21 protein-coding genes are annotated in these 18902 nt (G+C 70.6%); 6 read left to right on the plus strand and 15 right to left on the minus strand.

The window, feature by feature from the left end:
- Positions 1–153: 153 nt before the first annotated feature.
- From AB0C27_RS05485 to AB0C27_RS05500, 4 genes are read right to left on the minus strand one after another with little or no spacing between them, the layout of a single operon-like run.
- Entirely contained in the window at positions 154–426 is a 273-nt protein-coding gene (locus AB0C27_RS05485) for a VOC family protein (RefSeq protein ID WP_357838273.1), read from the minus strand.
- Positions 423–716: a DUF1905 domain-containing protein gene (locus tag AB0C27_RS05490; protein ID WP_357838275.1), complete on the minus strand. Its 294-nt coding sequence runs from the start codon at positions 714–716 to the stop codon at positions 423–425. Before AB0C27_RS05490 ends, AB0C27_RS05485 begins: the two co-directional genes overlap by 4 nt.
- The gene (locus AB0C27_RS05495; protein ID WP_357838278.1) at positions 713–1474 is read right to left on the minus strand and encodes a metalloregulator ArsR/SmtB family transcription factor; all 762 of its coding nucleotides are present in this window, start codon (positions 1472–1474) and stop codon (positions 713–715) included. The genes AB0C27_RS05490 and AB0C27_RS05495 overlap by 4 nt, the downstream gene beginning before the upstream one ends.
- 34 nt (positions 1475–1508) lie before the next feature.
- Positions 1509–3587, minus strand: a complete 2079-nt coding sequence (locus AB0C27_RS05500; RefSeq protein ID WP_357838281.1) for an alpha-N-acetylglucosaminidase TIM-barrel domain-containing protein — start codon at positions 3585–3587, stop codon at positions 1509–1511.
- 109 nt (positions 3588–3696) lie between these two features.
- Between AB0C27_RS05500 and AB0C27_RS05505 the strand changes: the two genes are divergently transcribed.
- Together AB0C27_RS05505 and AB0C27_RS05510 are read left to right on the plus strand one after the other, a co-directional pair.
- Positions 3697–4326, plus strand: a complete 630-nt coding sequence (locus AB0C27_RS05505) for a TetR family transcriptional regulator (protein WP_346114262.1) — start codon at positions 3697–3699, stop codon at positions 4324–4326.
- A 2-nt stretch (positions 4327–4328) separates the two neighbouring features.
- On the plus strand, positions 4329–5582 hold the full coding sequence (locus AB0C27_RS05510) for an MFS transporter (RefSeq protein WP_357838285.1): 1254 nt from the start codon (positions 4329–4331) through the stop codon (positions 5580–5582).
- A 45-nt stretch (positions 5583–5627) separates the two neighbouring features.
- Here the strand turns inward: AB0C27_RS05510 and AB0C27_RS05515 are convergent, their stop codons facing one another.
- From AB0C27_RS05515 to AB0C27_RS05550, 8 genes are all read right to left on the minus strand, one after another.
- A complete protein-coding gene (locus AB0C27_RS05515) occupies positions 5628–6848 on the minus strand; it encodes a cytochrome P450 (protein ID WP_357838288.1) in 1221 nt (406 codons plus the stop codon).
- Positions 6752–8077: a cytochrome P450 gene (locus AB0C27_RS05520; RefSeq protein ID WP_357838291.1), complete on the minus strand. Its 1326-nt coding sequence runs from the start codon at positions 8075–8077 to the stop codon at positions 6752–6754. The genes AB0C27_RS05515 and AB0C27_RS05520 overlap by 97 nt, the downstream gene beginning before the upstream one ends.
- Positions 8074–8652 carry an ATP/GTP-binding protein gene (locus AB0C27_RS05525; protein ID WP_357838294.1) on the minus strand — a complete coding sequence of 193 codons (579 nt, stop codon included), beginning with the start codon at positions 8650–8652 and terminating at the stop codon, positions 8074–8076. The genes AB0C27_RS05520 and AB0C27_RS05525 overlap by 4 nt, the downstream gene beginning before the upstream one ends.
- Positions 8633–8983 (minus strand): DUF742 domain-containing protein, encoded by a 351-nt coding sequence (locus AB0C27_RS05530; RefSeq protein ID WP_357838296.1) that lies wholly within the window; start codon positions 8981–8983, stop codon positions 8633–8635. The genes AB0C27_RS05525 and AB0C27_RS05530 overlap by 20 nt, the downstream gene beginning before the upstream one ends.
- A complete protein-coding gene (locus tag AB0C27_RS05535) occupies positions 8980–9435 on the minus strand; it encodes a roadblock/LC7 domain-containing protein (protein ID WP_345575691.1) in 456 nt (151 codons plus the stop codon). The genes AB0C27_RS05530 and AB0C27_RS05535 overlap by 4 nt, the downstream gene beginning before the upstream one ends.
- Before the next feature lie 7 nt (positions 9436–9442).
- The gene (locus tag AB0C27_RS05540; protein WP_357838299.1) at positions 9443–11077 is read right to left on the minus strand and encodes an ATP-binding protein; all 1635 of its coding nucleotides are present in this window, start codon (positions 11075–11077) and stop codon (positions 9443–9445) included.
- Positions 11078–11534: 457 nt separating this feature from the next.
- Positions 11535–12473: a hypothetical protein gene (locus AB0C27_RS05545; RefSeq protein ID WP_357838301.1), complete on the minus strand. Its 939-nt coding sequence runs from the start codon at positions 12471–12473 to the stop codon at positions 11535–11537.
- Between the two features lie 10 nt (positions 12474–12483).
- Positions 12484–12663, minus strand: a complete 180-nt coding sequence (locus AB0C27_RS05550) for a hypothetical protein (RefSeq protein WP_357838304.1) — start codon at positions 12661–12663, stop codon at positions 12484–12486.
- 191 nt (positions 12664–12854) lie between these two features.
- On the opposite strand from AB0C27_RS05550, the gene AB0C27_RS05555 reads away from it, so the two are divergent.
- From AB0C27_RS05555 to AB0C27_RS05565, 3 genes are all read left to right on the plus strand, one after another.
- Positions 12855–13697, plus strand: a complete 843-nt coding sequence (locus AB0C27_RS05555) for a peptidoglycan-binding protein (RefSeq protein WP_357838306.1) — start codon at positions 12855–12857, stop codon at positions 13695–13697.
- A gap of 79 nt (positions 13698–13776) precedes the next feature.
- Positions 13777–14676, plus strand: a complete 900-nt coding sequence (locus AB0C27_RS05560; RefSeq protein WP_357838308.1) for a peptidase inhibitor family I36 protein — start codon at positions 13777–13779, stop codon at positions 14674–14676.
- Positions 14677–14773: 97 nt separating this feature from the next.
- Positions 14774–15721: a SpoIID/LytB domain-containing protein gene (locus AB0C27_RS05565; protein WP_357838311.1), complete on the plus strand. Its 948-nt coding sequence runs from the start codon at positions 14774–14776 to the stop codon at positions 15719–15721.
- Between the two features lie 62 nt (positions 15722–15783).
- On the opposite strand, the gene AB0C27_RS05570 is transcribed toward AB0C27_RS05565, so the two are convergent.
- The 3 genes from AB0C27_RS05570 to vanY-N form a co-directional block, all read right to left on the minus strand.
- Positions 15784–16857 carry an NBR1-Ig-like domain-containing protein gene (locus AB0C27_RS05570; RefSeq protein WP_357838314.1) on the minus strand — a complete coding sequence of 358 codons (1074 nt, stop codon included), beginning with the start codon at positions 16855–16857 and terminating at the stop codon, positions 15784–15786.
- Between the two features lie 112 nt (positions 16858–16969).
- The gene (locus AB0C27_RS05575; protein ID WP_357838316.1) at positions 16970–17335 is read right to left on the minus strand and encodes a DUF4267 domain-containing protein; all 366 of its coding nucleotides are present in this window, start codon (positions 17333–17335) and stop codon (positions 16970–16972) included.
- 108 nt (positions 17336–17443) lie between these two features.
- The gene (gene vanY-N / locus AB0C27_RS05580) at positions 17444–18001 is read right to left on the minus strand and encodes a D,D-peptidase/D,D-carboxypeptidase VanY-N (RefSeq protein ID WP_357838319.1); all 558 of its coding nucleotides are present in this window, start codon (positions 17999–18001) and stop codon (positions 17444–17446) included.
- 224 nt (positions 18002–18225) lie between these two features.
- Between vanY-N and AB0C27_RS05585 the strand changes: the two genes are divergently transcribed.
- Positions 18226–18900, plus strand: a complete 675-nt coding sequence (locus tag AB0C27_RS05585) for a response regulator transcription factor (protein WP_326634011.1) — start codon at positions 18226–18228, stop codon at positions 18898–18900.
- Positions 18901–18902: the final 2 nt, after the last annotated feature.

Genomic DNA, 18902 nt, shown 5'->3' on the forward strand with positions numbered 1-18902 from the left:
GGCATGATCGGGCCAACACGGCAGGAACGCCGAGCACGCCTGGGCCATGGGCGCCGTGCTAGGGGACGGAACCCTCACCTCCGCGTTCCGTGTACTCTCCCGCCGGGCCGAGATCGTGGACGGCGGCGGCGGGACCTTCGAGTGGAAGCCGGCCTACGGCCGGGCGCCGCTGACGATCGTGCGCGACGTGCTGGTGAAGCGGATCATGATCGGGCCGCGGGTGACGTCCGTGGTGGCGTGGTCCAGGGTGACGATGACGTCGTCGGTGCCGGGGGCGAGTTCGATCCATCGCCCGGTCGGGATCGGGGCGTCGCGCAGTACGGTGAAGCCGAGGGCGCCGGTGTAGAAGCGCAGCGCCTGGTCCTGGTCGGTGACAGGCACGCTGACGGTTCTGATGCCGGTGATGAGCTTCGCCGGCGCGCTCATCGCGCGATCCGCTCGTCGAGGGTGACGGTGACGGTGTCGCCGGCCTGCTTGCCGATGCGGGCGCGGGTGCCGGCGGTGAACGCGAGCTTGTGCGTGCCGTCGCCCAGCGCCATGAACGAGCCCTGGAACGGCTCGCCGTCGACGCGTCCCCGGACCTTCACCAGGCCGCGGGTGCCGAAGAAGTCGGCCGAGCCGGGCATCACGACATAGGTCCAGCCGCCCTTGGCCGGGCTTTTGCGCAGGGTGGCGGTGAACGTCTTGTCCAGTTCGGTGCTTGCCGGTGCGGTCATGAGTGGTCGCCTCCGTACATGAGTGAGCCGGGTGTGGTGAGTTCGGTGCCGGTCTCCAGCCAGGTCTTGAGCCCAGACATGATCATCGGCCAGCCGCCGTAGAGGTGCTCGTCGGCGTCGGCGGTGAGCTGGTCGTGCCGGACGACGAGCCGGCAGCTGTCACCGACCTGCTCGATCTCCCAGGTCACCCGGCTGGTGCCCTGGGCGGCGATGTCGTCGTCCCAGATCGCGTGGTAGCTCTGCACGAGCCGCCACGGCGGGTCGACCTCGAGGTTCTCGCCCTCGATCAACCCGCCGGCGCCCTCGTGCGTGACCCGGTAGGCGGACCCGGCGGTCCAGTCCGAGTCCACGCGTGCGCCGAACTGGAACCGCGCCCGCGTCTCGGGATCCGTGATCGCCTGCCACAGCCGCTGCGGCGTGGTGCGGATGAAGATCTCGAACACCTTCTCCACGCGTGCCTCCAGTTCTCGTTTGAGGTCGACGAGGCCGGCGGCCCAGGTCGAGGTGTACTTGCTGACCCATCGGTCATGAACGAGGCGGATCGGCACAGCGTTCAGGAAGTGCAGTTTCTCCCTGCCCCGCCGGTCCGACACCACCAGGCCGGCCTCCTCAAGCAGGCGGAGGTGCTTGGCCACGGCGACCCTCGTCATCGCGAACCGGCCGGCCAGCGCGTTGAGCGACTGCCCGTCCCGCTCGAACAGCTCGTCGAGCAGTTCGCGGCGGGTCGGGTCCGCCAGCGCCTTGAAGACCAGTTCCACGCGCACCACTATAGGAAACCATTTGGTTTCATGTCTAGCCCTGCGAGCCCTGAAGGAGCTCGGAGGCGATCTCGATCGGGTCGCCCTGGGGTTCGGTCGGATACTCGGTGGGCTGGTCGGCCCACTGCTGGCCGTGGGCGTTCCAGTCGATGGAGCCCTGGTCGAAGAAGGTCTGCCAGCGGCTCCGGTAATAGTCGCCCATCAGGCCCGCCCAGTTGCGGTTGGCGTACTCGGTGAGGATGGCGGCGTCCGGGCCGCCCCACACCGTGACGAGCCGCTTGGCCGCGCGTTCCAACTGACGGCTCTCCTCCTCGTCGGCACCCCAGCGGTGGGCGTCGCGCAGCCAGCGGCCGAGGAGGTGCTCAGGGCGGGTGGCGAGCAGCCGGTCCTGGAGGTCGATCAGGCGCAGGAATCGCTGCTGGGCGTCCGCCGAGGCGAGGTCGGGCACGAGGGCGCGGCCGCGGTCGTCGAGGACCTGGCGGGTGACGTCCACCAGGTCGTGCCGGTACGTGTCGCGGTCGCGCAGCCGCGGCGCCGCCGCCAGCAGCAGCCGCCAGGCGGCCTCCACCTGGGCCGGGTCGTAGTGGAGCCGGTGCGGGCCGACGGCGGAGGCCTGGTCGGCGGTGTGGGAGGGGGTGGCGGCGAAGACGCTGTCGGTGGAGGCGTAGACCTTGAAGTCGCTCAGCTTCTCGTCGAAATCCCCGAACTCCTCCTCCATGGGCATGATCCCGCCCCAGGTCGCGTACGCCGACGTACGCAGCAGCCGCCAGGCGGCCAGCGCGTCCGGGTCGGCGGCGCCGTAGCGGGCGTGGACCCAGTCCGCCAGCCAGGCGTCCAGGTCGACGGGCTCACGGGTCCAGGTGAGGTCGGCGAACAGATCCCAGACCACCGGGTTGGTCTGGACGCCCTCGGCCATGTTGGTCAGGGCGACGAGCTCTCCCGAGGCCAGCGGGCCGGCCAGTTCGCCGGGGGCGCCGGCGATGTCGGGCAGGGAGCCGTACAGGCCCTGGCGGCCGCCGTAGTTGGGCAGGATGCCGAAGCCCCACGGCGCGCCCCAGAACCCGCCCTGGCCGCGCCAGGTGTCGCCGGTCAGGTCGAGCACGAGCATGCGGTCCCGGTCGCAGGCCTCGAACAGCTCCTCGCGCGGGTTGCCCGCCCACGCCTGCACCACCCACAGGTAGTCGGGGTCGGCCGCGCGCATCGCCCGTTCGACACCCGAGGCGGCGCCCGCAAGCGTGGCGTCGCCGATCCGGCCGCCCTCGTGCAGCAGGTCGACCGCCCAGGTGCCGCTCTGGCCGAAGCGTTCGCGCTGGCGGCGGTAGAAGGCCTCGGCGACCCGCGCGTAGTGGGGGGTGGAGGTGTCGAGCCAGTCGGGGCGGGCCGGGCCTGCCACGTCCATGAACCACAGGCCCTGCGGGACGACGGTGGCGCCGGGGTTGCGGTCGGCGAACCCGCCGGGGACGGTGCCGGAGAAGCCGGGCAGAATGGGTCTGATGCCGAGTTCGCGCATGCGCGCCAGCACTCGCAGGGCCAGCTCGGCGCGGCGTTCGATCAGCCCGCGGGTGGTGCCGCCGCCGAAGCTGTGGATGTTGTTCAGCCACTGCCACGGCTGGTGCGACGGCGGCACGATCCAGGCCAGCAGCTCGTCCTCGGTGTAACCGAACTCGCCGAACGCCTCCAGCCACACCGCCTCCTGCCCGAGCGTGAGGTGGGCGGCGTTGACACCGGAGGCGGCGAGCAGGTCGAGCTCGCGCTGCCACTGGTCCCAGTCGTAGAACGGCGTCGTGTACCCGGCAACGGTGAGGTTGTAGGCGACCCGATAGCGGTACGGCGACGTCGCCGTAAGGGTCGTCGCCGGCGGTGGTGCGGTGGACGGGAGATTGTCTCCCCAGCGGCCGACCTGGCCGCGGGCCACGTGCCGCAGGTAGTGTGCGAACGCGCTGGTCACGGCGACCGGGCCGGTGCCGGCGAGCACCGTCCTGCCGCCCTCCGCACGGATCTCGAAGCGATCGTCCGTTCCGGGAAGCGCGCGGACGTCGAAGGCGTCGGCGAGCGGGCCGGCGAGTCTGCGCAGCGACTCCTGGGCCGCGGGGATCCAATCGGGCGTGCTCATCGCTGACTCCAGGGGTCGAAGTGTCTCAATGGGACACTTTATAGCGCACCCGGAAATTTCCCGCTGAGCCTACTGTCCCAATGAGACACTTTTGCTCTACCGTATGCCCATGACCAGCGGCGAGACGTCTACGGGACTACGAGAGCGCAAGAAGGCCGGCACCCGCCGCGCCCTCATCGAGGCCGCGCTGACCCTGTTCGAACGGCAAGGCTTCGACGGCACGACAGTTCAGCAGATCGCCGACGAGGTGCAGGTGGCGCGGCGGACCTTCAACCGCTATTTCACCTCGAAGGAGGACGTCGTCCTCGCCCACGAGGACCAGGTCATGGAGGACCTGCTCGCCGCGATCGACGGCCGCCCGCGCGGCGAGTCGCCGGTCACCGCCCTGCGCGCGGTATTTCAGGCCCTCCTCGCCGATCCCCACTGGCGCCGGCACGAGCTGCCCAGGATGCAGCGCGTCCAGCTCCTGCTGGCCGACAATCCCGCGCTCATGGGCGAGAACATGCGGCGCTTCGCCGTACGCGAAGAACTGCTCGCCCACCACCTGGCCGAACGATCGAGCGCGGGTCACTGTTTCCATGCCCGGCTGCTGGCCTCGACGGCCTTCGCCGCCCTGCGCATCGCGTTCCAGGAGTGGGCCGGGTCCCCCGACGCCGACCCCGACTCCTGCGCGCGCCTCGTCGACGAAGCCCTGCAGCGACTGGACCTCGGGCTGGACCTTCCCCCTCTCATGGAGTAGGCATGACCATCACCTCCGGCCGAGACGGCCGGGACGCAGGTGCCCGCACCGGCCGTCTCGGCGCGCTCTTGGGCGCGATGTTCCTGTTCAACGTCGCCGGCTACGCGGCCGTCGGCGCCGCACTGCAAGTCCTGCTGCCCACCCAGGTCGAGGCGGCCGACCCGGTGGGCAAACTCTCGGCGTTCGGGCTGGTGACCGGCGTCAGCGCCATCGCGTCGGTGTGCGTGCCGCCGATCGTGGGCGCCATGTCCGACCGCACCCGCGGCCGGTGGGGCCGCCGCTCCCCCTGGATCCTGTACGGCGGCGTCGCCACCCTCGCCTCCCTCGTCCTGCTCGGCTGGATGTCGACCGTCGCCGGCCTGCTGATCGGCTGGTTCCTGGTGCAGGGCACGGTCAACATCGGGCTGAACATCCTCATCGCCGTGGTGGCCGACCAGGTGCCGAAGGACCGGCGCGGGCTGGCCTCCACCGTGGGCGGCCTGGGCGTGCCGGTGGGCTCGCTGGCGGGCACGGCGGTCGGCGCCACCGTCTCTTCGGCGCTGCTCGCGTACACGCTGCTCGGCGTGGCGTTCCTGGCGACGTCGGCGCTGCTCGCGCTGTTCAGCCGGGAGCGGCTGACCGGCGAGGAGTCTCATGAACGCGTGCCGCTGCGCGCGCAGTTCGGGTCGGCGCTGGCCAGTCTGCGCTCGCGGGACTACGCGTGGGCGTTCAGCTCGCGGGCGGTGATGTTCCTCGGCTACTTCGCCGTCTCCTCGTTCAACCTCTACATCCTCCAGGACTACATCCACCTGCCTGCCGGGCTGGACCCGAAGAACGCGCTGACGTTGCAGGTGACGGTCCAGACGGTGAGCCTCGTCCTCGGGACGATCGTGGCGGGCCCGCTGGCGGACAAGCTGCGGCGGCACAAGTTGTTCGTGCTCATCTCCTCGCTGCTGGTCACCGTGTCGGTGGCGCTGCCGCTGGTCTCACCGACCTGGACCGTGCAGCTGGCCGGCGCCGTCATCGGCGGGGTGGGCTTCGGCGCCTATCTCTCCGTGGACCAGGCGCTGGTCACGCTGGTGCTGCCCGCCGCTGAGGACAGCGGGCGCGACCTCGGCGTCTTCCACATCGCGTTGAACGCGCCCCAGGTCGTGGCCCCGTTCGGCGGCTCGCTGGTCGTCGCCCACCTCGGCGGTTATCCGGCCCTGTTCGTGACCGGCGGCCTGCTCTCGCTCGTCGGAGCACTCATGATCATGAGAGTACGCAGCGTACGGTAACGCGAACGCGGGCGTCTCCTGCACGGAGACGCCCGCCTTCGTGTGTCAGGGGTGCAGCGTGAGCGGCAGGCTGCCCCACCCGTGCGCGATGAACGACGGCACGTGCGGCACCTCGCCCTCATCCACGGCCAGCCGCAGGTCAGGGAACCGGGCGAACAGGGCAGGAAGGGCGGTCAACGCCTCCTGGCGGGCGAGCGGAGCCCCGATGCAGCGGTGCACGCCGATGCCGAAGGCCAGGTGCTCGGCGGTGTCCCTGGTCGGGTCGAACCGGTCGGCGTCCTCGCCGTGCTGGTCGGGGTCGTGCCCGGCCGCCATGTAGCTGGTGATGATCGCGTCGCCCGCCTCGATCGTGACGCCGCCGATCTCGATCGGCTCGATGGCGAAGCGCAGCGGCAGGTTGGCGATCGACGGCGCCCAGCGCAGCGTCTCCTCGATCACCGCGTCCCAGGTGATCTCCCCAGCCAGCACCCGCCGGAGGTGGTCGGGATGGGTGAGCAGGGCGTGCACGGCGTTGCCGATCAGGTTGACCGTGGTCTCGTGCCCGGCCGCGATCAGCAGCAGCAGGGTGTCGCACAGCTCGGTCTCGCTGAGCGAGTCGCCGCTGTCACGGACGTTGATCAGCTCGGTGGTCAGGTCGTCGCCCTGGTGCTCGCGCTTGTAGGCGACCAGCGCGGGCAGCACCGTGGCGATCTTCGCGGCCGTGGCCTGCGCCTGCTCAGGGGTGGCGGTGGTGTCCATGATGGCCTCCATGACCTGGGCCATCTCCTCCCGCATGTGCGCGGGAACGCCGAACAGCTCGCAGATCACCCGCATCGGCAGCGGGTGGGCGTAGAAGGAGCGCAGGTCGACGGGCTGACCGGGCGGCTGCGCGGCCATCGTGTCCAGCAGCTCGGCGACGATCTGCTCGACGATCGGCTGCATGGCCTTGCTGCGACGCGCGGTGAAGCTGGGGGCGATCAGCTTGCGCAGCCGGCGGTGCTCGTCGCCGTACGCGCTCAACATGTTGGACACGCCGATCCAGGTGAGGATCCAGGACCAGCCCGGCGTGACGAGCGCCTGGTCCAGCTTGCCCCAGTGCCGCTTGTCCTTGCTCACCCGTGGATCGAGGATGAGCTGCTTGAGCAGGTCGTGCCGGGTGACCGCCCAGGCGGGGATGCCTCCGGCGAGCTCTACGAGGACCAGGGGGCCGAGGTCGCGTAGTCGCCGGACCTCCCCTGGGAGGTCGGTGCCGAAGGGGTCGAGGACGACGGGGGCTGAACTGCCCAAGGGGATTCTCCTGGCTGGTCAGGTCGAATGGGAGTGAAACGCACCGGCAGATGCGCCAGCGCGCGGTGGAACGGGCCCGGCCGCCACGAGAGCTCCTCGCGCGGCACGGTCAGTTCCAGGTCACACAGGTGAGAGGTCAGGCGTTCGATCGCGGTCATCGCGATGATCATGGCCGGGTCGCTGGCCGGGCAGCGGTGCGCCCCGGCACCGAAGCCCAAGTACGCGCCACCGTCGGAACGCAGCTCCTCGGGCACGTTGGTGGGCTCGGTGTTGGCCGCGGCGTAGGAGACGAGGACCAGCTCGGCCGGCTGGATCCAGGTGCCGTGGAAGTGCACGGGCTGCCGGACGAAATAGGGCCCGTAGTTCGACATGGCGGGCTCGGCGCGCAGGGCCTCCATCAGGGCGTCGTACGTGCCGAGCGCGCCGTTGGTCAGCGAGCTGTAGTAACGGTCGTCGCTGACCATCCGGGAGATCGTGTTGGAGATCAGGTTGGCCGTGGGCTCGTACGCGGCGGCCATCACCAGCACGAGCGTCTCGGCCAGCTCGTTGGGCTGGAGCGCGGCCGGATGGTCGATGAACCAGGAGGTCAGGTCGTCGCCCCGCTGGGCGTGCTTGGACTGGACCAGCTCGCCGATGTAGCGGCTGAACGCGTCGCTGCCCTGCTTGCCCCGCTCGCCGTCGGCCTCCATCAGGTCCGCCATGGCCTTGATCAGGCCGGCGCTGTCGGAGTCCGGCCGGCCGAAGAGTGAGTTGAAGATGCGGGCCGGGATCGGCTGGGAGAACTCCGAGACCAGGTCCGCCTCGCCTCTCGCGGCGAACTGGCTGATCAGCGAGTCCGACACCTCGATCACCATCTGGCGCAGCTTGTGCGGCTGGACCAGGTCGAAGCAGTCGGAGATCACCTTGCGGAACCGGGCGTGCTCGGCCCCGTCGGACATCAGCGCGTTCGGCCGGTAGCCGAGCATGGCGACGGGTCCTGCGGCCTCGGGGGTGTCGGGGACGCGGGCCTGCCAGGCGGTGCCGTTCTTGATCCAGACGCCGCCGACGTTGGTGAGCACGTCGAGCGCGGCCTGGTAGCCGATCACCAGATGCGCCTCCATGCCGGGGGCGATCTCCACGGGCGCGACCGCGCCGTGCCGCCGGCGCAGCTCGGCGTAGACGGCCTGGGGGTCCTTGGCGTACTCCGGCCCGTAGAGGCGACCGGCGTCGGGCATGTAGCGCATCGTCATGACAGCACCAGCTCTTTGATGTGCTCCACCAGCGCGATCAGCGAGGCACGGGCGGAGACGGGGTCGCGGGCGTCGCACACCACCAGCGGCGTGCTCGGCTGGAGGTCCAGCGCCTGGCGCAGGGCGTCCGGCGGGTAGTCGGGCGAGTCGGGGAAGTGGTTGACCGCCACCGCGTAACGCAGGCCGGCGCTCTCCACCAGGTCCAGGACGGCGAAGCTGTCGTCGATCCTGCGGGTGTCGGCCAGCACCAGGACCCCGAGCGCGCCGCGGACCAGCTCGTTCCAGAGCACCTGGAACCGGGTCTGCCCCGGCGCGCCGAACAGGTACAGCACCACGCCGGGCATGGTGAGGCGGCCGAAGTCGATCGCGGTGGTCGTGGTCGTCTTCTCGTTCACGCCGGTGAGGTCGTCCACCAGCGTGCCCGCCTGGGTGAGCACCTCCTCGGTGTTGAGGGGCTTGATCTCCGAGAGAGCGTCCACCAGGGTCGTCTTGCCCACGCCGAACGGCCCGGCGATGACCAGCTTGACCGGTATGTGTTCGGTACTGATACGGCTTTCAGAGAGCGCGGAGGCCACTGAGCACCAACTCCAAGATCTCAATGTCGGGCAGGTCGGTGGCGGGCGGATCGCGGGTCAGCAGCGTTCCGCTTCCGACCAGCCCGGCGACCAGCAACCGCACCACGCAGTACGGCAGGCCCAGGTGCGCGGCGCACTCGTACACCGACAGGGGCCCGTCCCCCAGCAGGGTCAGCAGATGGGACCCCGGTGGGTCGAGCCCGTTGGTGGTGGCGTCGGGCGCGATGTAGACCAGCGTCGTACGCTCGACGTGGATGTTCTCGGGAACGGTCAGTCGCGCGGCGGCCATGTAGTCCGGGACGACCCGCCGCCGTTGTCGTCCGGAGGTCATGCCCGGACGCCTGGCGTCCTGGCCGCACTGGCCTCGTCAAGAGCCTTGATCAGTTTCTGCACCTGGAGCTGCACCTCGTACGCCAGCGTGCCGATGTTGACGCCGCCGGTGGCGGCGACCACGATGGCGGCGCGGTCGCCGGCCGGGGCGACGTAGTAGTAGCCGTTGCCGGCGGAGATGACGATGTCCACCACCTCGTCGTCGGCCCCGTTGCTGAGGCCCGCGCACAGGGCGCGCGCGGCCCCGAGCACGGAGCTGGTCATGGCGGCGGCCCGCTCGCCGCTCTCGGTGGTCACGTTGGCCGAGCCGCCGAGGATCAGCCCGTCCCGGCTCAGCACCACGCCGCTGGCGACACCGGGCAGCGCGAGCAGGGGTGAAAGGACCCAGGACACGTCGAGGGGCAACGGGCGACCCTTGGCCTGGACCCGGCCGGAAGCGCTGTGAGCGTCCATGGAACGGTCATTTCCCTTCGGTTGCGTCGTGCTGCTCGGTGGGGAGCGCTTCGCGGCGGCCCGCTTCGGCTCCGACCTGGAAGTCACCCCATCGTTTCTGGGCCTCTTCCGGGGTGGTGAGCAACCTGCCGCCCGTACCGCCGGAACCGCTGCCCCCGCCGGCCGGCGGCGGGCCGGCGTCACGCGGCTGCTGGCGGCGGCGCTGCGGCAGCGGCGCCAAGTCCTCGGCCGTCCACTGCTGGGGCGCCGTGACGGGCTGGGGCCGCACGGAGGAGGCGGCCGGCTCGGGGCGGGAGGCCGAGGCGACCGGCTCGGGCCGGACGGCGGGGGCCACCGGCTCGGGCCGGGGGGCCGGCGCCGGCTCCCGCCGGGCGGTGGGAACGGACACGGGCTCCGGCCGGGGGGCCATGGAGGCGGGGATGGGATCCCTGCGGATGGCCGTGGCGGCGGCCGGGGCGACCGCGCGCACCGGCTCGGGCGCCAGCACCGAGGGCCGGCTGTCCTCCGGCATCTCCACCAGCAGCGCGGAGGGGATGTTCAGCACGGCCTGCACGCCACCGAAGGCGCTCTTCTTGACCGTGACCTGCATGCCGTAGTGCGCGACCTGGCGGCCGATCGCCGCCCAGCCGGTGCGGGGCGGGTTGCCCAGGTCCACCAGGCGGACCGGGTGGTTGCCGCTGAGCAGGCGGCTCGCGCGGGCGTACTGGTCCTCGTTGAGGCCGACACCGGCGTCGTCGATGACGATGGCGGCGCCGTTGTTGGTCTCGTGCACGGCGATGGTCACCTTGAGCGTGCCGTGCGAGTGGTGCACCGCGTTGGCCAGCAGCTCGGCGGTGATGAACAGGATCGACTCCGCGGCACGGGCGGCGACGCCGATCCGGCGGCGCAGGTGGTTGGCCGGGCCGTCGATGCGCAGCTCGAAGTTCTCCACCCGCGAGACGGCGCCCACCACCAGGTCCACCAGGTAGGTGTCGTCACGCGACAGGCCCGGGGTGGCGCCGCAGGCGATGCCGGTGACCTGCATCCGGCGGATGATCAGTTCGTTGAACATGTCGAGGCCGAGCACTTCGCGCAGCAGCGCCGTGTGCTCGTCGCCGCTGTAACGCTGCTGGACGCCGGCGAGCAGGTCCTGGGCACGCAGGGCCTGGCTCTGCACGCGGGACATGGCGCCTCTGATGACGGCCTGGGCGCTCTCGTCGATGCGCTCGGCCTCCTCGCGGATGCCGCGGGTGAGCGCGTCGAGGACGGCGCGGTGCTGCCGGTCGACGTCCGTGCCGGCGAGGGCCTGGTTCTGCATGCCGGGCACGATCACGTGCGGGGCGCGCAGGTGGGACAGCAGGGCGGGGATGCGCTTGTTGATCAGATGGTCGGTCTCGGCGCGTAGGAGGTCGTGCTGGGCGCGGGCGTCACGCACCTGGTCCGCGTTCTCCTGGACCTTGCGCTCCGCCTGAAGCAGGCGCTGGCTCCAGGCACTGGACTCTCGGGTCAGGTGATCCTGCACCTGACGGTTCTGCGCGAGCTGACCGCGGGCCTGGGCGAGCTGGCCGCGTACGCGCAGGTAGAGAATCAGGACGCCCGCGAGGGCGAGCACGAGGACGGCGATGCCGATCACCGTCGGGACGCTGAAGGAGTCTGGCGGCATGAAAGTCCTGGGGTCGGGGGGAGTCTGCGGGATCTGTCGACCGCCGCGAAAGGCTGCGCTAGCGGTGGGTGCCGGTCCCGTCCGGTGGCCGGTCGGGGCCGCGCCGGTCTGGCGCGTGCCTCTCCGCGTCGTCGGCGTCGCCGGCAGCCTGGTGCGGCTCCGCCCGGTGCGGCGTCGCCTGATACGGCTCCGCCTGGCGTGGCTCCGCCTGATACGGCTGTGCCAGATATGGCTCTGCCTGAGGCATCGCGAGGCCGAACGACGACATGGGAATCCTCGTCTCACTAGAACGACGGCCCAATCGGGTGACCAGTATTCCGCTTAAGTCGCGTTAGTCAACTGTGTGTAGTTCCGTCACTCCGTTCACAGCACCTCAGCGGACAGGTGCGGCGCTCGGCCCCGTGTCCGCCGCCCGCTCACGACCTGCGCGTCCTCTCCCGGAGGGGGCCGCAGGGCGTCAACTGGATACCTGACCGGATGTCGTAGATCCAGTTCGCGAAACCCAGCCGAGGAAGACGCCCTCGGGGCTGTGCGCCGCCAGCGCCGCCGCGATCGAGCCGTGCAGGGCGGCGTCGTCGGGCAACCGGAGCCGGCGCGGGTCCGGCTCGTCGTAGAGGGACAGATCGAGCCGGGCCGACCGGTGCCGGCGCACCCCGTTCACGACCTTGGCTTCGCCCTTGTACGACAGCGCCACCGAACGGAGCCTGGACCACGGATGCTCGTTGAGCTGCCGGCCGGTGACGGTCAGCACGCCCATGGCCCCGGCCCGGACATTAATCCAGACGTATCCGGCAATTCCCCCCAGAATCACCAGCACCACGCCTACCATGAAGGCGATATAGTCCGGGGCGTCCGTTCCCCGGTCCGCCGGCAGCGTCGCGCCGATGGCGCCGACCACGAACAGCATGAGCAGAGTGACCACGATCATCAGGCAGCCGAACTTGCCCCTGCCCTGTCGGAGCGCGGCGGACCGCAGGTCGAAGGCGGTCCCGTCGGGCGGCTGCCGGACCACCCGTACCGCGACCGTGGCCAGGCTCCACCGCTGGACCTCACCGCGCATGAGCAGCACCCCGGCGAAGATCCCGCACACCGCGACCGCGAAGGCGACCAGCTGCGACGGGTACACCTCACCGCCGCCGATCCCGACGGCCAGCCCGGTGGCGAAGATCAGGATCGGGCCGAGCCCGAAGAGCGCCTTGCGCATCAGCCCGATCGCCATCGGACCGCCCAGCCAGATCCGGGCGATCCAGAAGAACCACACCAAGCTCCAGAACGAGCCCGCGAAGAGCTCGAAGGGGGCCGCGCCCTGCCAGACGAGCGCGATGCCACCGATGAGGCCGAGCCAGACGACGACGAGCAGGCCGACGGCCGACACGAGGGCGAGGGGGCGCTGCATGCGCGGCATCCTAGCCCTGCCGCCGGACCGCCAGGACGGCCAGGACGTCCAGGACGGCCAGGACGGCCACGCCCGCCCGGCCCGCCAGGCCCACGCCCGCCCGGCCCGCCAGACCCGCGGGCGCCCGGCCCGCCAGGCCCGCGGGCGCCCGGCCCGCCAGGCCCGCGGGCGTCAGATCCGTCGTGCACATGAGCGTCAGACCGGTCGCGCATCCGGGTGTCACGTCCGCTGGAGATTTGCCCGCTACCTGCGCTTATGCCGGTAAGCGGAGATCGTCGAACAGGCTGACAACACCGATCTCCTGGCGGACACGTGAGGCGACCCGCCAACGTGGACTCCGCCACACCGGCACCGCCTCAGCCTTTCGCACCAGGAGTGATGATGAAGTTGCCCGCATACGCCGCCGCCCTCATGCCGAGCGTCCTGCTCGCCTCGCTGAGTGGCGCGTTCGGGGCGTCGGCGGCGCAGGCGGAGTCCCGGGCCCTTCCGCGCGTCAACATGGAGGCCACCGTCAAGGCGGCCCAGATCGACCCGCGGCGGCCCGACAACACGCTCACCCCTGGCGCCAAGGCCGGCGTGCTCCTCGTCGAGCAGGCGCTGCGCGACCGGAAACTCCTGGACGCGAAGTGGGTCGACGGCTACTTCGGCACCACGACGGTGGCCGCCTACGCCAAGTACCAGAAGTCTCTGGGCCTCACCGGTCTGGACGCCAACGGGCTGCCGGGCAAGATGTCGCTCGCCAAGCTGGGGGCCGGCCGCTTCAAGGTCACCGCCGTCCTCGATCCCGGGCCCCGGGTGCCGTTCGGCGGCTTCGTGGTCAACACCCGTACCCGGGACATGCTGGCCGAGGCGAAGCGGCTGTTCGGGCGCGGTTTCAAGCTGGATCAGGGGTCGTACAACCCGGGCGGCGATCCCACATCGGCCGGCACCCACGACGGCGGGGGCGTCGTGGACATCTCGGTCAAGGGGATGAGCGCCGCCACCAGGACCGCGGCCGTCCGCGCGCTGCGCCTGGCCGGCTTCGCGGCGTGGGTGCGCAACCCTCAGCAGGACGACTGGCCGTGGCACATCCACGCCGTCGCCATCAGCGACACCAGTCTCTCCGGTCAGGCGCAGCACCAGGTCGGCGACTACTACCTCGGCCTGAACGGCCTGGCCGGCCGGGCGCCCGACGACGGCCCGAAGGTGACCATCCGCACCTGGGAGGAGCGCCGGCGCCGCTGACACCCCGGGCTCCGCCGCCCCGCAGCACACGAACTTCCCGACTCTTCGGAAGACGAACTCCGCAGACAGGAGAAACAGCATGTCCATGCTCACCAAGATCCTCACCGCGACGACCGCCACAGTGGCGCTCGGCGGCTCGCTGCTCGCCACCGCGGCGCCGGCTTCGGCGGCCGCGCGCGACGGCGTGTGTCAGAGCGGTGAGTTCTGTTACTACTTCAACAGCAACCTCCAGGGCTCGCTGTCCGACTTCACCACGTCGGTCGCCAACTACGACACCAAGCAGCCCACCTGCTACGACTACAAGGGCCCCGGCGCCGGCAAGGGCAAGTGCATCAAGAACGCCGCCGCCTCCGCCTGGAACCGCAGCAGCAAGACCGTCCGCGTCTACTTCAACAGCGGCTACTCCGGCGCCTACCAGGACTTCGCCCCCGGCGCCAAGGCCAACCTGAAGGCCGGGCTGAAGAACCAGAACGCCTCGCACCAGATCGGCCCGTCGTCCGGGGGCGGGGGGTCGCGCAAGAACATGTCGTTCTCGCTCTACTCGGCCGCCGGCACGATCACCTGCGGCTTCGACGGCTACCGGAACACCTCCGGCCGGCACGAGGGCATCGACATCGCCAGGGGCGTCGGTGCGAACGTCTACGCCCTGACGGCGGGCCAGCTCATCAACGTCCAGCGCGGGAGCACCGGCCGGTCTGGGCTGTCCACGATCGCCGTCTACAGCTCCTCGCTGAACAAGACGGTCATCTACCTGCACTCCGCCCCGCTCTCCTCCCTGCGCGTCGGCCAGTCGATCCGTCGCGGCCAGGTCATCGCCAAGGAGTCGTGGAACGGCGTGTCGAGCAAGGGCGCCGCCCACACCCACGTCGAGATGCGCCCCGGCCGGCAGACGCGCGCGGCCAAGAGCGTCGGCGACCCGCACCTGCAGAACCCGAACCCGACCTCGTTCTGGAACTCCCAGGGCTACACCGTGCGATGACACGGCCCGCCTCGGCCCAGCGTCAGCGCTGCCTCGGCCCGGCCGTCTCGGCGCTGCCGCTGACCATCCTGGACCTCCGGACAGAAGGAAGACTCCTGTGTCTGCACGTACAGCACGGCTGATCTCGCGGCTCGGCGCGGCGAGCGTCGCGGCGGCGCTCGGCGGGACGTTACTCGCCGCCGGGGCGCCCGCCTCGGCCGCCGCGCGCGACGGCGTCTGCCAGAGCGGCGAGTTCTGCTACTACTTCAACAGCAACCTCCAGGGCTCGCTCTCCGACTTCACCACGTCGGTCGCCAACTACGACACCAAGCAGCCCACCTGCTACGACTACAAGGGCCCCGGCGCCGGCAAAGGCAAGTGCATCAAGAACGCCGCCGCCTCCGCCTGGAACCGCAGCGGCAAAACCGTCCGCGTCTACTTCAACAGCGGCTACTCCGGCACGTACCAGGACTTCGCCCCCGGCGCGAAAGCGAACCTGAAAGCCGCGCTGAAGAACCAGAACGCCTCGCACCAGTTCGTGACCTCGGGGTCGCCGACCGGGTGCAAGACCGACGGCACGGACACCCGGCTGCCCACGACGATTCTCGTCTACCGAAAGTCGCTCGACCGGGTGGAACGGGTGGAGTTCAAGAGCTACGTCAAGGACGTCCTGCCCAATGAGTGGGTGGCGAGTTGGCCGGCCGAATCGCTCAAGGCCGGGGCGATGGCGGTGAAGAACTTCGGCTGGTACTGGGCGCTGCACTCCAACCGCAAGACTCCGAGCGGCCAGTGCTTCGACGTCTACGACCACACGTCGAGCCAGGTGTACAAGCCCGGCTCGGCGAAGTCGACGACCAGCGCCGCGGTGGACGCCACCTGGGGCATGCGGCTGACCCGCAACGGAAAGATCTTCCGGGCCCAGTACTGCGCCACGACGACGGACTGCGGCAACTGGGTCGACGGCGACTGGATGTCGCAGAAGGGCTCTCGCGACAGGGCCAACGAGGGCTGGAACTACGCGCAGATCCTGCGGAAGTACTACACGGGAATCGCCATCGGTTCCTGATCGCCGAGATCGTCCGGCGCTGAAATTCCCCGTCGTGTTCCGCACGGCGGGGATTTTCCGTTTCAGTCGACGATGAGCTGGAAGTTGATCGGCCGGTTCCCGGGGAACGCGACCTTTCCGGAAGCGTCCACCATCTTGAAGCGCACATAACACAGGCCGGGTTTCTTGGGCGTGGTGACGACGGTCTTGATGTCGACGGTCTCGCCCGGCATCGTGTCCTTGATCGGCACGTCGGTAATGGTCTGGCACTGGTCGGCCTGCTGGGTGGGATGGTCGAGGCGGCGCAGCGAATATCCCTGCCACGGCACCGACCCGGCGTTCTTGAGCCGCCACACCTTGGTCACGGTCTGGCCGCCGGCGACGCGCGTGCAGTCGGAGTACGTGACGTCCGTGATGAACACCGCCTTGTCGTCCTTGTGCCGCGGCGGGGCCCAGGGCGGGTTGGTCGTGTGCACGGGGCAGTCGGCCGGGGTCAGCGCGGCGAGCGACGGGGCGGCGGTGGGGCTCGGGCTGCGTACTTCCGGCTCGGTGCCGCTGTTGATCACGGTCGCGACGAGGACGGCCGCTCCTGCGACGACGGCCGCCGCCGCCGTGAGCACGGCCGGGTGGGTCAGCCGGAACCGCCTCCCGCTCCCCGGCGGCTTCACGTCACCCGGGAAGCCGGACGGGGGCGGTGCATCGGATTGTGCGCCGCCCGCGAACGGGGCGGACGGTGGTGGCGGCGGGAAAGCTGAGGTCTCGCCGGCCGGCCAAGCGGCCGGCGCCCCGGTGGCGAGGTGCGCGGCACGGAGGTTCGCGCCGCCGGTGGCGGAGGTCGCGAGCTCACCGGGCGCCACCGACGTGCCGGCGCTGGTCGCGGGATCCCCGATGGTCACGGATCTGACCGTGCGGTTCGCGGTCTCCCAGCGTTCACGGTACGCGGCTGGGTCGGCGTCACAGGCCTTGACGAACTCGACTGTGGTCTCCCAGCTCGGGAGCCGGTTGCCCTTGGTGGCCTCGTGCAGCGTCGTGTGGGAGATCGCCCCTGACCTACCGGACATTTCCCGAAAAGGTGGGTTGCCGACCGCGTTGCGCAACTCCCTGAGAGTCGCCGCGAAGCCCTCGATCGCCTCCACTCGTGCACGCCTGTCGCCCACCGTGCGAAGGTAACAGCACCCGCAGCCCCGCTCAACCGATACCGCCTGGATGCCCGGCGATCCGCATGACAGGACGTCTGACGGGACGCGTCCGGCTACGCGGTGTCACGGTTCAGACGGCGAAGAGCAGGGCGGCGCTGATCAGGACGACCACGGCGGTCGCGAAGTGCACACCGAACGCGACCGCCTTGGTGCCGCCGTTGCGCAACACGATCAAGGTGTCGCCGAGCGGCGCGAGGGCCACGACGAGCATGAACCAGGCTTCGGCGTAGGCGCCGACGAAGGCCAGCAGCGCCAGGCCGACCAGACCGTACGTGCTGTCACGTACTCCCTTGATGGACAGGTAGGCGCGATCCGTCTCGGCGGGGACGCCGTAGCCGGTGGCCGCGGCCACCGGCGTGAACAGGAAGCGCAACCCGATGAAAAGGATCATGAGGTTGAGCGCGATGGCAAGGCCGTAGGCGATGACGGTGAGCATGAACGTCTCCGATATCTAGCGTCGCTAGGAACAGGAACAAAGCTAGCATAGCTACGACATTCACGCTAGCGGCGCTAGATTCGGGAGCGTCCGCGGCGTCCAGTGCCTTCAGAGCGGTCCTGTGATCACGCCGGGGTGGGGCCGCCGGGGTGGCGGGGTGCCGCCGCGGCCGGGAAGATACTCGAAGTGCCACCACTCGTTGTCGTAGATGCGGTAGAGGTCGTAGCGGGCGCCGTGCTGCTCCAGCCAGCGCGCGCCCTCGTGCGGGCGTACGTCCAGGGCGAGGCCCCTGACGTGCGGGGACAGCGCCGGCGGCAGCACGAGCATGCGTGCCGAGGCCACCGAGCCGGAGCGGCGTACCTCCTCGTCGAACAGCCGCTGCTGGGCGGCGGGATCGCGGTAACCCGAGGTGAGGCCGATGAGCTGGCCGTGACGCCAGAGCGCCTCGGTGCGCGCCGCAGTGAACGCCGCCAGGGCGCCCTCGGTGAGCCCGGTCAGATCCTCGGCGGGGAAGCGCAGCCGCAACGCCCAGCGGCAGGCCAGTTCGCGGGCGCGGCCCGGGTCGCGAACGAGCGCCGCGGGCAGCAGCAGCACGGCGAGCACCAGCGTGACCACGGCATACACCCGATCTCGGGGCCGGGGTGGAATCATGCGGGGTTCGTCCATGCCGATTACGATTGGCGGCGAATGTGCGCGCGCCGTCCGCCGCATGTCACCGTTTCTCGACGGCGGCCGCCGTCCGAGGGCGCCCCGCCCGGCTGGGACTTGGCGGGGACCCGGCCGTGACACGACCATGACATCGCGCGGACGAGGCGGAGACACGGCCGGTCGACAATGGACGGGGGTTGACCGGCGGACGAGTGACGGAGCGTGTGGTGAAACTCGGCGGCGTGTCGCGAGTGTTGCTGATCGAAGACGACCCGGCCGTGCGTGAGGGCCTTGAGCTGGCCCTGAGCCGGCACGGGCACCGGGTGCGCGCGGTGGAGTCGGGCGAGCTGGGGCTCGACCGGCTGCGTGCGGACGTTCCCGACGTCGTCGTGCTCGACCTGATGTTGCCCGGGATGGACGGGTTCGAGGTCTGCCGCCGCATCCGGGCCATCGGCGAGGTGCCGATCATCATGCTGACCGCGCGCGGCGACGACATGGACGTGGTGGCCGGGCTGGAGGCGGGCGCGGACGACTACGTGGTCAAGCCGGTGCAGCCCAGGGTGCTGGAGGCGCGCATCCGCGCGGTGCTGCGGCGGATCGGCCGGGACCAGGCGGAGCTGGAGCGCTACCGGGATCTGACCATCGACCGGGCCGGGCTGGTGGTGACCAACCGCGGCGAGCCGGTCAGCCTCGCCCCGACGGAGCTGCGGCTGCTGCTCGAACTGTCCGGCACGCCCGGCCGGGTGCACAGCCGCCAGCAACTGCTGGAGTCGGTGTGGGAGCAGGACTACTTCGGCGACTCCCGCCTCGTGGACGCCTGTGTGCAGCGGTTGCGCGCGAAGATCGAGGACGACTCGGCGGCGCCCGTCTACGTGCAGACCGTGCGTGGGTTCGGCTACCGGTTCGGGCCGGTGTGAGC

This window comes from Nonomuraea sp. NPDC048882, assembly GCF_040649755.1.
Taxonomy (GTDB): domain Bacteria; phylum Actinomycetota; class Actinomycetes; order Streptosporangiales; family Streptosporangiaceae; genus Nonomuraea; species Nonomuraea maheshkhaliensis.